Here is a 15,397-nt window from a genome sequence, read left to right as displayed (position 1 = left end):
CGCCGGCTTGCGCGGCGCGCGGCGGCACGGTGGCCTGCAGGCGTTCGACATAGAAGGCCAGCACCGGGTCCAGCGTGGTGTCCGCGGCCACGCGCACGATCTCGCCGAGTGCACCGGGGCAGGCATCGATCACGCTGCGCATCAGGCCGAGCCGGTGGCCCCGGCGCAAGCCTTCCAGCACATGCGTGCGTGCCGCCTCGGCGTCGCCGCGGCGCGAGGCCACCACGGCCGCCAGCATGTGCGTCTGCGCCACGTGGCGTTGCCAGCCGCGCGCCTCGCAGTACGCGATCAGCGCTGCGGTGCGGGCCTCGGCCCCGCGCATGTCGTCATGCGCCAGGCTGAGCAGCAGGTGGGCGCGCTCGGTCACCATGTGGATGGCGTCCAGCGAGCCGCGCGGCGCATTGCGATGGCGCGCGGCAATGGTGTCCAGGCGCGCCAGCGCGGCCTCGGCGGCGGCAATGTCGCCGCTGGTCAGGTGCAGCCGGATCTGGTTGGCCAGGCTCTGCGCGACCAGCCGGTCCAGGCGCAGTTGCGTGCCGTAGTCTTCCAGCCGCTCCAGTTGCGCGAAGGCATCGAGCCGGTGGCCGCAGATCCAGTGCGCGGCCGCCAGCACGGTGTGCACCCGCAGCACCGAGTCGGGGATCGATACCCGCTCGAGCACGTCGACCCGGTCTTCCAGCAGCCGGCGCGCGGCCTCCAGGTCGTTCTGCTCGTACAGCGCCTCGCCCAGCAGTGCCGCGGCAAAGTACTCCGGCTCGGCGCCGGCGCCGCCGTGGCCCGCTTGCTCGACTTCGCGCAGCACGTCGCGGGCGACGCGCTCGGCCTGGATCATGTTGCCTTCCAGCGCATGGCTGAAGCCGATCATGCAGCGCCCGTTGAGCATGCCGCTGGCGGTGCCCAGCAGCGGCATGCCGTCGATCACCAGCGGCGCTGCCTCGGTCTGGATGCGGCGGGCGCGCTCGTAGTCGCCCAGGTGCATGTAGAGCCACGACAGCAGGTTGTTGCGCGAGCCGATAAACAGCGCCGGCATGTCGGCGGGCACGTTCTCGATCTGCGGCAGCAGCGCCAGCGCGCCCTGGCTGTCGTCGCGCAGCAGCACCAGGGAAAAACGCAGCAGCGCGAGCCGGTAGCGCAGCGAGGCGTCGCCCGGCGGGATGTCGGCCTCGAGCCGGTCCGCGGCCGCGGCGCACGCATCCAGGTCGCGCGAGAACATCTGCGTGCGCAGGGCCAGCAGGCGCAGTTCGGGGCGCGCCTGCACCTGGTCGGCGGGGATGGCGCGCAGCAGCCCGAGCGCCTTGCGCACCTCGCCGCGCATGATCAGGGTGTCGGCATAGCGCTGCACCAGGTCGGCGGCGGTGTCGGCATCGCCGGCCAGCACCGCATGGCGCACGGCCTCTTCCAGCATGCGATGGTCGCGGAACCAGCGCCAGGCCGCCGCGTGCACGGCGCGCTGCTGGGCCTCGCTGCGCGAGCGGAAACGCTGGGCCAGGGTCTCGCGCAGCAGCGGATGCAGCCGGTACCAGGATTCGCGCTCGGGGCCCTGCGCCGGGGTGATGAAGAGGTTCTCCTGTTCCAGCCGTGCCAGCAGCGCCAGGATCTCGCCTTCGCCCAGCGCCTGCTCGCCCAGGGCCTCGCACAGCGACGCGGTGAAGCGTTCGCACGCGGCGGCGCGCACCAGCAGCTCGGCTTCGTCCGGCGCCAGGCGCGACAGCACCTCGCGTTCGAAATACTCGGCAAAGGCGCCGGCATCCTGCACGCTGGCCTGCACGAAGCCGGTGGCAAAGGTGAGGCCGCTGGCGTTGGCCTTCTTGCGCTTCCAGTGCGCGGCAAACAGCTGCAGGCCGGCCACCCAGCCGTCGGTCAGCTCGTGCAGCATGCGCGCATCGCGCGGGCTGATGTCGCCCAGCTGGGCGCGCAGGAAATGCTGCGATTCAGCCAGCGTGAAGCGCAGGTCGCGCTGGTCCAGCTCCAGCAGCATGCCCTGGTCGCGCAGGCGCCCAAGCGACAGTGGCAGCGCCACGCGCGAGGCCAGCACCACATGGAAATTGGCGGGGGCATAGTCGAGCAGCCACTGCAGCGGTTCCAGCACGCGCGGCGCCGTCAGGTGGTGCACGTCGTCGAGCACCAGCGTCACGTCGCGCGGGTGGGCGGCAATGCCGCGCACCAGCGCGATGATGGCGCGCTCGACGGCTTCGTCGTCCGTGCCGCGGTCGGCCAGCACCATGGCTTCGCGCGTCAGCGCGGGGCTGACCTCGGACAGGCAGCCGAGCAGGCGGTCCAGCCAGCGCTGGCGCTCGTTGTCGGCCGGCTCCAGCGTCAGCGCGGCCATGTCGAAGCCGAGCGCCAGCAGGTCCAGCCGCCATGCGGTCAGCAGCGCGGTCTTGCCGTAGCCGGCCGGGCCCTGCAGCACGATGCAGCGCCGGCGCCGCGCCTCGGTCAGCTGTGCCAGCAGGCGCTCGCGCGCGACCACGCGCGCCGCGCTGCGCAGCGAGGGCGGCCGGGACGGCTGCGAGACCGGCGCGGCGGGCTGGCTACGAGGAGCTGCTGGCGGATTGGCTGGCGTCTGGGGCATGGGCGAGGCTGGAGGACGGTGCAGGTGAGGTGCGGAGGAAATGCGGGAGAGGCAGCGCGATGCCGGGCAAAGGCGGCACCTTGTGGAGATTGTACTGGCAGACGCGGCGCGGCGGCCAAGCCACGCCTGGCCGGCTGTCCGCGTGGTCCGGGTGAGACGCGCACAGCACCCGCAGGCCACCCGGAACAGGTGGGGGAGGGTTTGCCGGGTGTCCGGTCACAAGGCGTCGCCTTATATTCGCGCAGCGGCAAGCCCGCCGGCGAAGCGCGTGCCGTTTCACGCCTTCGCTCCTTCGTCCCTTTGCCCCTGCTTCGATTGCGCACCGCTGGACGCCCATGGAAACCATACATGCTGCCGTCGCGACCCGCCTCGTGCCACCGCGCCAGAGCCGGCGCTCGATTGCGCGCGAGGTCCTGCTGCAGCGCCTGCACGATGCCAGGCATGGCCGGCTGACATTGCTGACTGCGCCTGCCGGCTATGGCAAGACCACCGTGATGGCGCAGTGGCGCCACCGCCTGCTGGCCGGTGGCGCGCGCGTGGCCTGGCTCACGCTCGCGCCGGAAGACGACGACCTGGGCCAGTTTTGCGCCAGCCTCGACGCCAGCCTGCGGCAGGCCGGCATCCGCCTGTGCCGCCCCGGCCCGGAGTTCGGTTTCGACCCGGCACACCCCGCCGCCTTGCTGCCCGCGTTCGTCGCGCTGCTGGACGGCGTGCCGGGCGAGGTCTACCTGATGCTGGACGGGCTCGACCGCCTGCGGCACCCGGCCACGCTGGCCTTCCTGCAGGGTGTGCTGTGCGCGCGCCTGCCGCACCTGCATATCGTCGCCGCGGCGCGCGGCGAGGCCGGGCTGGCCCTGGCCCGGCTGCGCGCCGACCGGGAGCTGGCCGAAGCCGGCCGCGCCGAGCTGGCCTTCAGCGTTGCCGAAACCCTGGCCTTCGTCGGCCAGCGCGTGGAGGGACGCATCGCGCGCAGGGAGAACTCGCAAGCCGCCGTCGACACGGCGGTGGCGCTGCAGGAAGTCACCGAAGGCTGGCCCGCCGGCCTGGAGCTGGTTGCCGCATCGCTGCGCACGGGCCAGGAGCCGGCGTGGCCGCACGCGCAATCCGCTGCCCTGCATGCCTACTGGCAGGAGGAGGTGACTGCCGGATTGCCGCCGGCGTTGCTGGACTTCATGCGCTGCCTCGCGGTGCCACGCCGCATCCATGCCGATCTTGCCGCGCTGCTTGCCGGCTGCGCGCAGGCGCCGGCGCGCCTTGCCGAGATCGCCGCGCGCGGCCTGTTCCTGGAGCCAGCCCCGCCCGAGCCGGATGAGGTTGCCGATGGGAGCGGGCAGGGCTGGTACCGCTTCCACCCGTTGTTCCGGGCGCACCTGCTGCATGACCTGGAGCACGGCACGGGCCCCGGGCCGCATGGACTGTCCGAGCTGCAGCGGCTGCACGGGCTTGCGTCCGCGTGGCTGGACCGTTGCGGCAAGCAGGCGGAGGCCATCGGACACGCGCTCTGCAGCGGCGACTTTGGCCGTGTGCTGGCGCTGGTGGAGGCCACTGCGGCCCAGTTGCCCGGCGTCAGTCCGCTGCGGGACTTTCTGCAATGGGCCGACGGCATCGCACCCGCGCAGCTGGCGTTGCACCCGGCGCTGCTGCTGGCCTCGGCATGGGCGTGCGTGGTTTCGGTGCGGCCGCAGCACGCCGAGCACTGGATCCGGCGCTGGGAAGCCAGTGCCGGGCCCGGCGTGGATACCGTGGTGCACGCCACGGTGATGCGCGCGACCATTGCCGCGCAGCAGGACGACCACCCGCGGGTGCAGGTGCTGCTCGACAGCCTGCAGGGCAGGCCACCGGGCAATCCCGCGCTCGAGCAGATCCGCATGAGCCTGGCATTGCGCTACGGCACCCTGCTGGGCTGCCAGCCCCGCTCGCGTGCGCCCTACCGCTGCGCGGCGCAGCCCGGCGACACCGAGATCGCGCTGATGGGTGCCGGCACGCTGGCGCTGATGGCCTGGATCGAGGGCAATGCCTACGAGACGCTGCGGCTCGGCACGGACGTGCTGGCGGCCGCGCAGCATGCCTATGGGCGCCGCTCGATCGCGGCCAGCCTGTGCGCGGTGCCGGTGGCTGCCGCGCTGTACGAGCAGGATCGCATTGCCGAAGCCAGCGAAGTGCTGGCGGGCCGGCTGCAGACGCTGCGTACCGGCACCCCGGACGTGCTGATCGAAGCGGCGCTGTGCCATGCCCGGCTGCAATGGCTGGCCGGCGCGCGCCATGAAGCCCTGGCGGAACTGGTGGAAGCCGAAGCCATGTTCCACCGCCGCGGCCTGCCGCGCGGGGTGGCGCGCGTGGCGGCCGAGCGCCAGCGCCTGACGCTGTTGGGCAAGGACCTGCGCCACGCGCAGCGGCTGCAGGCCTCGCTGGAGGAACTGGGCCGGCAGGATCCGGGCGCTACACCGCGCGGCCAGGAAATCGCCGCCGTGGCGGCGCTGGCCCGCGCCCGGCTGGCGCTGGCGCAAGGCGAGCCCACGCAGGCGCTTGCCGCGCTTGGCACCGTGCGTGGCCTGTACGTGGCTTCGGTGCGGGAACCGCTGCTTGTGACGGTCGACCTGCTGCAGGCCACCGCGCTCGACGACCTCTATCGTTCCGATGAAGCGGCACCGTACCTCGAAGCCGCGCTGGCGGCGGGCGAGCGGCTGGGGCTGGTGCGCACTTTCCTCGACGAAGGCGAACGTACCTTCGGCTTGCTGGCACGCATGGCTGGCAGGGAGGACGGTGGCGCGGCAGGGCGCGGGGCTTACCTGGCGCGCCTGTGCGAGGCCGCCGCGATGCCGGCGCCGCCGCCCGGGCCGGCCGAGCCCAGCGCCGAGCCCGCAGCTGCGCCGGCCGCATTGCCGCCGGCCGACGTCGGCAAGGGCCGGCTGCTGACCCCGCGCGAGCGCGAGATCCTGGCGCTGCTGGAGCAGTCGATGTCGAACAAGCGCATTGCGCTGGTGCTCAACCTGAGCGTCGACACCGTCAAGTGGAACCTGCGGCAGATCTACGCCAAGCTCGATGTGTCGCGCCGCTACGATGCCATCCTGGTGGCGCGCAGCGCGTTGCAGCGGCCGGGCTGACCGCACTGGCCACCCGGCTGCGCGCTTGCCTTATTCCGCGGTGGCGCCGCTGGCCTTGATCATCTGGGCGACCACGGGCTCGGTCGCGTCGAATTCGCGCCGGAACTCCGCCGGCGAGTTGCCCACCGGATCCATGGCCAGTGCCTCGAGCCGCGCGCGCATGGTCGGCGACTGGACCGACGCCCGCGCTTCCGCTTCCAGCCGCGACAGCACCGCCGCCGGCGTGCCGGAGCGCGCGAACAGGCCAAGCCAGGCGGGCGAGCGCAGTTCCTGCTCCTTCAGCCCGGCCTCGGCCATGGTCGGTACCTCGGGCAGCTCCTTGATACGCTTGTCGCCCATCACGGCGAGGGCGGTAAGCCGGCCGCTCTTGATATGCGGGCCGAGCGTGCTCATCGAGCCGATCGCCCAGGCGATATTGCCGGCGATCATGTCCTGCGCCATTGGCGCTTCACCCTTGTAGGCCACGTGCGCCATGTCCAGGCCGCGCACCTGGTTCAGGTGCGCGCCGACAAGGTGCGGGAAGGTGCCGACGCCATAGGAGCCGTAGCTGACCTTGCCCTTGTTCTTCGCGGCCCAGTCGAGGAACTGCTGCACGTTCTTCGCCGGCACGTCCCGGTTCACGGCCAGCACGATCTTGGCGACGCAGAGTTCGGTGACAAAGGCCAGGTCCCGGCGCACGTCGTACGGCACGTTGCGGTACAGGTGCGGCGTGTTGATCAGCGGCGAGGAGTGGGTGAGCAGGATCGTGTAGCCGTCCGGCGCGGCACGCGTGATGGCCTGCACGGCGATCACGCCCGCGCCGCCGGGCTTGTTGTCGACGATGATGGTTTGCCCGAGACGCTTGCCCATGTCTTCGGCCAGCGCGCGCGCCACGGTGTCGGTGGCGCCGCCGGGCGGGCCCGGGACAACGAAGGTGATGGGACGCGACGGGTAGCTCTGGGCACCGCAGGCGGCGCTCCACGCCATCGCTGCCATCGCGATCAGGGACTTCATGCGCATGATGTGATACCTCGGGAAAGGGAGTAGGGGGCGGCGCAGCAAGGAAGCTGCATGTGGGAAGTTATAGGATGCCCGGCACCTTGCATGCCCCCCATATCGGCTGGGCGGGATTGCCCTAGGTGGTGGTGGCACGCAGCAGGGGAGCCATAAAAAGAAAGCTCCGGCACGAGGCCGGAGCAAAGCACGCGGCCGGACGATGCCGGCCAGGTGGAGATTGGGTTGTACGGCGCGGCGCCAGCCGCGCGTGTGCGCCTTAGCGCTCTGCCATCAGCCCCAGGCCCTGTGCCTGCAGCTGTGCCACGCCATCGGCATCGAAGCCCCAGTCGCGCAGCGCGGCGGCGCCATGCTCGCCGCGCGCCGGCGCGGGGCCGGAGATCTCGGAAGGCGTGCCAAGGAACCGCGGCGCCGGTGCCGGCTGCACCACGCCCGCGACTTCGACGAAGCTGCCGCGTGCGCGGTGATGCGGGTGGTTGGGCGCTTCGCTGAATTCCAGCACCGGTGCGATGCAGGCATCGCTGCCTTCGAACACGGCGCACCATTCGTCGCGCGTGCGGGTCAGGAAGACGGCCTCGAACTGCTCGCGCAGCACCGGCCAGCCGTTGCGGTCGTACTGGGCCGGCAGGTCCTTGCCGGCAAGGCCCAGCTTGTCCAGCAGCTCGGCGTAGAAGCGGCCCTCGACCGGGCCGATCGACATGTACTTGCCGTCGCGCGTGCGGTAGTTGTCATACCAGGGCGCGCCGCCGTCGAGCACGTTGGCCTGGCGCTGTTCGCGCCAGTTGCCGGAGGCCAGCAGGCCCCAGAACACCGCGCCCAGTTGCGCGGCGCCTTCGGTCATGGCCGCGTCGACCACCTGGCCCTTGCCGCCGCGCTGGACGTTGAGCAGTGCCGCCACCACGCCGAGCGCCAGCAGCATGCCGCCGCCGCCATAGTCCCCGACCAGGTTCAGCGGCGGCACCGGTGCCTGCCCGGCGCGACCGATACCCGACAACACGCCGGACAGCGCGACATAGTTCAGGTCATGGCCGGCACGGTCGGCCAGCGGGCCGGTCTGGCCCCAGCCGGTCATGCGCGCATAGACCAGCTTCGGGTTGAGCGCCAGCGCGATATCGGGCCCCAGGCCCAGGCGTTCCATGGTGCCCGGGCGGAAGCCTTCGATCACCACGTCGGCGCGTTCGACCAGCGCCAGCGCCGCGCGCTGCGCTTGCGGCTGCTTCAGGTCCAGCGTGACCGAGCGGCGGCCGCGTCCGGTGATATCCACGCGTTTGCCAGTGGCCGACTTGGGCCCCAGGTCGGCCGGCGCCGCCGGGCGGTCGACGCGCAGCACGTCGGCGCCCATGTCGGCCAGCAGCATTGCGCCGAACGGGCCCGGCCCGATGGCTTCGAATTCCAGTACGCGGATTCCGCTCAGTACACCCATGGTGGTTCTCCTCTTGCTCAGTCCTGTTTGAATGGGACGCACCCATGCCCTTGATTGCGCTTTTGCACTGGCTGCAAGTAGACCAAAAGCGGGCCCCCCCGAGCCCCACCCGTATCAGGTAGTAGGCCGCCCACCCTTCCTGCGGTGCACAAATGCGCTCCTATAATCGGTTCACCATGCGGCCGCCAGTGCAGGCCGGAAGACGAAGTGAGCCGGAGCCAGAAGTGAGCAATACCCAGCGCGCAATCGCATCGCCAACGCGGGCACGGCAGCCCGCACGCCTGTTGCCGGTCCTGAGCGAGCTCAGGCAGGAGGTGCGCTCGCTGAGCCGGCGTGCGCATCGTCTCGCGCTCGCGCAGGCCGACGGTGATGACGACGCCTGCCGCCATCGGCTGGCGCAGTTGTTCGAGCGCTGGATCGAAGACGGCTCGCCACGCGCGCAGGTGGTCTGCTTTGCCTCGGCCGCCGAGTTCGGCTTGCCGCTGCACCGGCAGGCCGAGCGCTGCCGCGCCGCGGCGATGTGCGATGGCTCCGATGCGGTGCGCGCGTTGTACTGGGCGGCGCTGCACCGCACGCGCAGCCGCGTCGGCATGACCGCGCGGATGGAAGATGCGCAGGCCGCAGTGCTGCCCGCGGTGGCGCAGGCGCCACCGGCTGCCGCGCAGTTGCGGGTGCTGCCCGCCGCATCGGCGCGGCCGCTGTGCCGCCGCTGCGAGCGCCTGCGCCTGGACGCGCGCTGCGCCAACGGCCACGGTGCCTTGCGCCCGTTGGGCGACATGCAGTGGCGCAGCCTGGCCGCCGGCGTGCAATGCCAGACGCGCGAGCACCAGTGCGATACCTGCAGCACACACTGGACCCAGCACCGCAGCGCGGCGGATCCCTTTACCGCCTGGACCATCAGCCGGCGCGGCAACGCCATGCCGGCAAGGGGCGCATTGACGGCCTGAAAGCGATGCGACGGCCATGCTGCAGTGGCCGGCAAGAACAGAACGGCGCGCCGGACCTTGCGGACCGGCGCGCTGTTTTATTTGCTGTGGTTCGGCAGCGGGGCGCCCTGCATCTCCTGCTCCTGCAGTTCGCGCCACGCGATCTTGCCGGTGGCGGAGCGCGGCAGGCGTTCGACAAACTGCACGATGCGCGGCGCCTTGTAGGTCGCCATGCTGGTGCGGCACCACGCCAGCAACTCTTCCTCGGAAACGCCGGCGCCGTCACGCCGCACGATCACCGCCTTCACGGTCTCGCCCCGGTGCGGATCGCGCGCGGCGATCACGCAGGCTTCCAGGATGGCAGGGTGGGTATGCAGGATCGCTTCCACCTCAGCCGGCCACACCTTGTAGCCCGAGGCGTTGACCATGCGCTTGAGGCGGTCGCGCATGACGAAGTAGCCGTCGCCATCGACGCTGGCGAGGTCGCCGGTACGGAAGAAGCGCTTGCCGTCGATCGTGATAAAGCTCTCGGCATTGGCCGCGGGCTGGTTCCAGTAGCCCAGCATCACCTGCGCGCCGTGCACCACGATCTCGCCGACTTCGCCGCGCGGCACTTCGGCCAGCGTGGCGGGATCGATGACGCGCGCATCGACGCCGTAGGTCGGCACGCCAAGGTGCCCGGAGCGCGGCGCGGCGAGCGGGTTGGCGATGATGAACGAGGCGGTCTCCGTCAGGCCATAGCCTTCGACGAACTGCAGTCCGTAGCGCTCCTTCATCAGCCGCGCGGTGCTGTCGGGCACCGCCGCGCCGCCCCCGACCACGCAGGCCAGGCTACTCAGGTCAAATGACTCGATATCCGGCTGCGCGAAGAACTCCACCAGCATCGGCGGCGGCGCCGCCCAGAACGTGACGCGATGGCGCGCTACCAGCTGCGCCGCGGTGCGCCGGTCCCAGCGCGGCAGCAGCACGATGGTGCCGCCCATGTAGACCGGTGCGTTGACGCCGTTCTGCAGCCCGAGCAGGTGGAACATCGGCGCTACTGCCAGGAAGGTCGATTCCGCGTGCGAGCGCCGCCACAGCTGCGAGCCCGCCACCGACACCATCACCGTGCGGTGCGTGTGCATGCAGGCCTTGGGCGCCCCGGTGGTGCCCGAGGTGTAGGGCAGCATGCACAGGTCGTCCACGCCTGCGGCGCGCGGCGATGGCGTGAAGCCGGCGGCCATGGCCTGCTGCCAGTGGACCGCGCCGGCCGGCAACGCCGCGCCGGACGAGCGCTGCTGCACCCAGTCCGGAATCGCGAGGCTGTCATCGGGCTGCGCGGGCAGGGCATCGCCATAGTGATGCACGATCACGTGGCGCAGCGGCGTGGTGCCGAGCAGCGGCGCCACCTGGCCGACCAGCTCGCTTGCGGCAAACGCTGCCACCGCGCCGCTGTCGGTGACGATATGGCGCAGCTCGTCTTCCAGCAGCATGGCGTTGGCCGGCACCACCACGGCATCGGTGCGCAGGATCGCGTAGTAGGCCACGATGAACTGCGGGCTGTTCTGGCTGAGCAGCACCACGCGATCGCCGCGGCGCACGCCGCATGCCTGCTGCAGGTAGCCGGCCATGCGCTCCACCTGCGCCAGCAGTTCGGCATAGGTGGTGGCGCCGTGGTAGAACTGGACCGCGACCTTGTCGGGGAAGCGCTGGGCCGAGATCTCAAGGTTCTCGGCCAGCGTGGTGTGCGGCATATGGAAGACGCGCGGCACGTCGCCGAGCGCCACTGCGGCATCCACCGCAAGCGGGCCCGTGGGGGCGGCGGCGACGCCTGCATCGGGCGGATAGTTGTTGGTCATGGTTGTCTTCTCTGTCATGTTGCAGTTGCCGTCAGAACGCGGTATCGCCATCCAGCAGCGGCGGCCGTTCTCGTAGTAGATAGTGCGTTCGCTGCCGCTGCTCTCCTTGATAGGTTCAGCCCGGCCTCAGGCCAGCGTGAAAGTCGGCACCGGGGCGCCGCCATCACTGGGCGAGAACTTCACCTGCACCGTCTGCCCGATCCGCACCGTGTCGAGGTCGCAGTCGATGATATGGGTCATCATGGTCACGCCTTCGTCCAGCTTCACATAGGCGATGCAGAACGGATTGGGGCCGGCGCGACGCGTCACGCTGAAGCTGTAGATCGTGCCGCGGCCGCTGGCCGGCTTCCATGAGGTGGTGCCCATGCAGAACGGGCACAGCACGCGCGGATACCAGTGGGGCTTGCCGCAGTCGTCGCAGACCTTGACCAGCAATTGCCCTTCGCGCGCGGCCTGCCAGAAGGGCAGGTTGTCGGGCTGTTCGTCCGGCGCCTTGTAGGCAAGGGGGGTATGTGGGGTCGTCATGTCATTGCTCCCGCGCATTATTCACGTTCAAGGATCAGGGTGGCGCTGCCGTGGCGCGAGCCCAGGTAGCCGCCGGTGCCTTGTGCCAGCGCCAGGTCGCAGTTGGCGACCTGCACCGCCGGGTGGGCTTCGCCGCGCAGCTGGCGCACGGCCTCGATGACCTTGGTGATGCCGCCGCGGTTGGCCGGATGGTTATTGCACAGGCCGCCGCCGTCGGTGTTGAAGGGCAGCTTGCCGACGCCCGAGATCAGGTTGCCGTCGGCGACGAATCTGCCGCCTTCGCCTTTCTTGCAGAAGCCCAGGTCTTCCAGCTGCATCAGCACGGTGATGGTGAAGCTGTCGTAGATCGACGCGTACTTGATGTCGGCCGGCGTGACGCCCGCTTCGGCAAACGCCGTCGCGCCCGAGAAGCGCGCACCGGACCAGCTCAGGTCGACTTCGCCGCCGAGCTGGCCCTTGATGTACTCGCCGGCGCCGCGGATCTTCACCTTGGGCCGCTTCAGCGTGGCGGCGATTTCCGGGCGCGCCACGATCAGTGCGCCGCCGCCGTCCGAGACCACGCAGCAGTCGAGCTTGTGCAGCGGATCGGAAATCATCGGCGAGTTCAGCACGTCCTCGACCGTGACCACGTCGCGCAGCATGGCATGGGGGTTGTGCTGGGCGTGGTGCGACGCGGCCACCTTGACCCAGGCGAGCTGCTCGGCGGTGGTGCCGTACTCGTGCATATGGCGCATGGCCGCCATCGCGTACAGGTTGACTGTGACCGGGCTGAAGGGGCTCTCGAACGGCGCGTCGGGCAGGTTGGCGCCCCAGTTGCGCGCCTGCGTGCCGCTGGAGCCTTCCGAGCGCGGGCGCCCCGCCAGCGTGATCAGGGCCACGTTGCACTTGCCGGCCGCGATGGCCTGCGCCGCGTGCGAGACATGGACCAGGTAGGCGGAGCCGCCGGTGTCGGTGGAATCGACATGGCGCACCTTGAGGCCGAGATAGTCGACCATGTTGACTGCGCCCAGCCCCGGCGCGTCGCCGGCGCAGAAGTAGCCGTCCACGTCAGCCAGCGTCAGGCCCGCGTCCTGCAGCGCGCCCTTGGCGCTTTCAGCGTGCAGCTGCGCCACCGACTTGTCCGGTGCCTTGCGGGTCGGGTGCTCATAGGCGCCGACGATATAGGCCTTGCCGTTGATGCTCATCATTTCTCCTCTCGTGCTCAAATGGTGCTACGCATGGATATTGCAGCGGTTTGTTCATTCTGTCCTGAGGGACCTGAAGACCGACTTACCGGACTCCAGATGAAGCGCAGCCGGGTGCAGGCGTAGGCAGGATCGGGGGGCGCGACGCTCAGTTCACCGCGCGCGTCTTGCCTTCCCAGTGCGGCGCGCGCAGGTCGCGCTTGAGGATCTTGCCCGCGCCGGACAGCGGCATTGCCTGGCGGAACTCCACCGTCTTGGGGCATTTGTAGCCGGCAATATGCGCGCGGCAATGTTCCTGGATTTCCGCTTCGGTCGCCTGCATGCCGGGCTTGAGCACCACTACCGCGTGCACGGCCTCGCCCCATTTCTCATGCGGCACGCCGATCACGGCGCTCATCGCCACGGCGGGGTGGCGGCTGAGCACGTTCTCCACTTCCGCGGAATAGACGTTTTCGCCGCCGCTGACGATCATGTCCTTGAGGCGGTCGACGATGAAGATATAGCCCCGGTCATTCATGTAGGCGCCGTCGCCGGTGTGCAGCCAGCCGTCCTGCAGGGCCTTGGCGGTGTCTTCCGAACGGTTCCAGTAGCCGGGCGTGACGCCGGCGCTGCGCACCAGGATCTCTCCCACGGTGCCGCGCGGCACCCCATTGCCCTCGGGGTCGACGATCTTCACTTCGATGCCGATGCCGGCGCATCCGGCGGACAGGTGCAGGCCCTGCGCGCGCGCCGCCGGGCTGTGGTTCTCGGGCGGGTTGGTGGTGACGATCATGGACTCGGTCATGCCGTAGGAGTGGGCGAAGTCCACGCCCGGCAGTTTCTCCATGGTCTGCTCCAGCACGGCCGCGCTGATGGCGGAGGCACCGTAGCCCAGGCGGCGCACACTGCGCAGGTCGCGCTTCGGGAAATCGGGATGGCTGATCAGCATCTGGATCATGGTCGGCACCAGCGCCAGTTCGGAAATGCGCTCGCGCTCGATGGTCTCCAGCATCTCGCGCGGCTCGAACATCGGCATGATCACGTGCGTTTCGCCTGCCAGGAACTGGTTCAGCACGCGCGCCATCGACGCAACATGGAAGAACGGATTGACATGCAGCGCACGGCCGCCGCGCAGNGCGCCCGGCCGCCGCGCAGCGGCGGGGTATCCGCCATGCGCTGCAGGCAGCCGCACCACAGCGTGCTGTGGGTCTGCATCACGCCCTTGGGGAAGCCCGTGGTGCCGCCGGTGTACATGATGACGGCAAGGTCGTCGCCGCCGCGCTGGACGTCGGGCACCGGGGCGCTTTGCGCGACCAACTGCTCGAACGACAGCATGCCGTCGGGCGCATCGCCGTCGCCGGCGTGGATCAGCACTGGCGTGCGTTTGGCCGTCTCGCGGATGCCCGCGGCCATCGGCAGGAACTGGTCATCGATCACCAGGATACCGGTATCGCAGTCGTCCAGCGAATAGACCACTTCAGGCACGCTCCAGCGCACATTGACCGGATTGAGCACGCCGCCGCCCCACCAGGCGGCCATGGCGTACTCGAGGTAGCGGTCAGAGTTCAGCGCCAGGATGCCGACGCGGTGGCCCGGCTGCATGCCGAGCGCCTGCAGCGCGCCGGCCAGGCGCGCCACGCGGTCGCAGAATTCACGGTAAGTGCGGTGCCGCCCGCGGAAGATGGTGACGACTTGGTCGGGCTGCTGCTGCAGCGAGCGGTGCAGGGCTCTGGTCAGGTACAAGGTTGTCTCCGTTATCTCTAATCTGTGCATGAGGTGCCGCGAGTACTGCCGATCATAAGCCGAGGCTTGCATTCGAAATTTCCAGATTGTGGGATTCGCAGGTGATGCTCTCCCATCGCCAGAGGTTCTGCCTGATTCCTCATTCTTTGCGGCGCTCATGAATCGCCTGTCCGTGTGACGCAGTGCATACCGAATGCTTGCGGCGACCGCTACAATCCGCGATGGGGCATTTACGAACATGGCGAAGAAGGATCGATGACCTACATCGTTGAAGCGGTGGACGAAGCCTTGGGCTTGCTGATGCTGGTGGCCGAGCACCCATCGCTGGGCGTGACCGAACTAGCGCGGCGGGCCGGGCTGACCAAGGCGCGCGCGTTCCGCCTGCTGACCACGCTGGAGCACCGCGGCCCGATCGCGCGCGAGTCGACGGCGGCGGTCTACAAGCTCAGTTACAACGCGCTGCTGGTGGGCAATGCCGCGCGCGAGCAGTTCGACCTGGTCAAGCTGGTGGCGCCGCGGCTGGCGGCGATCGGCGCGGCCTGTGGCGAGAACGTCATCGTGCGCGTGCGCGATGGGCTGGAGTCGGTGTGCGTGGCGCGGCATGAGTCGACGCAATCGGTCCGCGTGCATACCGAGATCGGCAACCGCCGGCCGCTGCACGTGGGGGCCTCCGGCAAGCTGCTGCTCGCCTTCGCTGCGCCCGAGGTGCTGGACGCCGTGCTGGCGCAGCAGCTTGAACGCTTCACCGCCAAGACCATCATCGAACCGCAAGCCCTGCGCGACGAGCTCGCGGCGATCCGCGCCGCCGGCTATGCCGTATCGCTCGGCGAGCGCGATGCCGATGCCGTCTCTGCTGCCGCGCCGCTGCGCGACCACAGCGGCGCGGCAGTGGCGTCGCTGAGCATCGCCAGCCCGGCCAGCCGGACCACGCAGGAGGCGCTGGACCGGCATGTGGCGATGGTGGTGGCGGAGGCCGCCGCGCTGTCACGCGCGCTCGGCCATACCGGCGGCTGAACCCGGCTGGGCGCGGCAGGACCGCGCAAATCCCCGACATCTCAAAAGCGGCGCTTCGGCGCCGCTTTTTCTTTGGGTGCGCCCGGCAGGGCGCAC

Annotated in this window: 11 protein-coding genes; 3 read left to right on the top strand and 8 right to left on the bottom strand. The window is 70.1% G+C overall.

Annotated features, from left to right (window positions below):
• On the bottom strand, nt 1-2,572 hold a 2,572-nt coding region (locus tag CF68_RS26050; RefSeq protein WP_035824515.1), incomplete at its 3' end, for a LuxR family transcriptional regulator.
• 335 nt (nt 2,573-2,907) lie between these two features.
• On the opposite strand from CF68_RS26050, the gene CF68_RS26045 reads away from it, so the two are divergent.
• Nucleotides 2,908-5,676 (top strand): LuxR C-terminal-related transcriptional regulator, encoded by a 2,769-nt coding sequence (locus tag CF68_RS26045; protein ID WP_152548553.1) that lies wholly within the window; start codon nt 2,908-2,910, stop codon nt 5,674-5,676.
• Between the two features lie 30 nt (nt 5,677-5,706).
• Here CF68_RS26045 and CF68_RS26040 read toward each other — a convergent pair whose 3' ends face one another.
• Both CF68_RS26040 and CF68_RS26035 read right to left on the bottom strand, forming a co-directional pair.
• On the bottom strand, nt 5,707-6,675 hold the full coding sequence (locus tag CF68_RS26040) for a tripartite tricarboxylate transporter substrate binding protein (RefSeq protein WP_035824505.1): 969 nt from the start codon (nt 6,673-6,675) through the stop codon (nt 5,707-5,709).
• Nucleotides 6,676-6,928: 253 nt separating this feature from the next.
• Nucleotides 6,929-8,092 (bottom strand): CaiB/BaiF CoA-transferase family protein, encoded by a 1,164-nt coding sequence (locus CF68_RS26035; RefSeq protein ID WP_035824504.1) that lies wholly within the window; start codon nt 8,090-8,092, stop codon nt 6,929-6,931.
• A gap of 224 nt (nt 8,093-8,316) precedes the next feature.
• On the opposite strand from CF68_RS26035, the gene CF68_RS26030 reads away from it, so the two are divergent.
• Nucleotides 8,317-9,039 carry a hypothetical protein gene (locus CF68_RS26030; protein ID WP_035824503.1) on the top strand — a complete coding sequence of 241 codons (723 nt, stop codon included), beginning with the start codon at nt 8,317-8,319 and terminating at the stop codon, nt 9,037-9,039.
• Between the two features lie 77 nt (nt 9,040-9,116).
• On the opposite strand, the gene CF68_RS26025 is transcribed toward CF68_RS26030, so the two are convergent.
• The 5 genes from CF68_RS26025 to CF68_RS39005 all read right to left on the bottom strand — a co-directional run bounded on the left by CF68_RS26025 (nt 9,117) and on the right by CF68_RS39005 (nt 14,287).
• Nucleotides 9,117-10,856 carry a long-chain fatty acid--CoA ligase gene (locus CF68_RS26025; protein ID WP_084187438.1) on the bottom strand — a complete coding sequence of 580 codons (1,740 nt, stop codon included), beginning with the start codon at nt 10,854-10,856 and terminating at the stop codon, nt 9,117-9,119.
• Nucleotides 10,857-10,982: 126 nt separating this feature from the next.
• The gene (locus CF68_RS26020) at nt 10,983-11,381 is read right to left on the bottom strand and encodes a Zn-ribbon domain-containing OB-fold protein (protein ID WP_035824510.1); all 399 of its coding nucleotides are present in this window, start codon (nt 11,379-11,381) and stop codon (nt 10,983-10,985) included.
• A 17-nt stretch (nt 11,382-11,398) separates the two neighbouring features.
• Nucleotides 11,399-12,565 carry a thiolase domain-containing protein gene (locus CF68_RS26015; RefSeq protein WP_035824501.1) on the bottom strand — a complete coding sequence of 389 codons (1,167 nt, stop codon included), beginning with the start codon at nt 12,563-12,565 and terminating at the stop codon, nt 11,399-11,401.
• Nucleotides 12,566-12,713: 148 nt separating this feature from the next.
• Nucleotides 12,714-13,619, bottom strand: coding sequence for a class I adenylate-forming enzyme family protein (locus tag CF68_RS39010; RefSeq protein WP_255351144.1), 906 nt, complete (start codon nt 13,617-13,619; stop codon nt 12,714-12,716).
• The gene (locus CF68_RS39005) at nt 13,613-14,287 is read right to left on the bottom strand and encodes an AMP-binding protein (RefSeq protein WP_255351143.1); all 675 of its coding nucleotides are present in this window, start codon (nt 14,285-14,287) and stop codon (nt 13,613-13,615) included. The genes CF68_RS39010 and CF68_RS39005 overlap by 7 nt, the downstream gene beginning before the upstream one ends.
• Nucleotides 14,288-14,542: 255 nt before the next feature.
• Here CF68_RS39005 and CF68_RS26005 point away from each other — a divergent pair, with 255 nt between their 5' ends.
• Nucleotides 14,543-15,301 (top strand): IclR family transcriptional regulator, encoded by a 759-nt coding sequence (locus CF68_RS26005; protein ID WP_035824499.1) that lies wholly within the window; start codon nt 14,543-14,545, stop codon nt 15,299-15,301.
• Nucleotides 15,302-15,397 lie beyond the last annotated feature (96 nt).

Source organism: Cupriavidus sp. SK-4 (assembly GCF_000611125.1).
In the GTDB taxonomy this organism is placed as follows: Bacteria; Pseudomonadota; Gammaproteobacteria; order Burkholderiales; family Burkholderiaceae; genus Cupriavidus; species Cupriavidus necator.
This window is presented reverse-complemented; position numbering and strand designations above follow the sequence as displayed.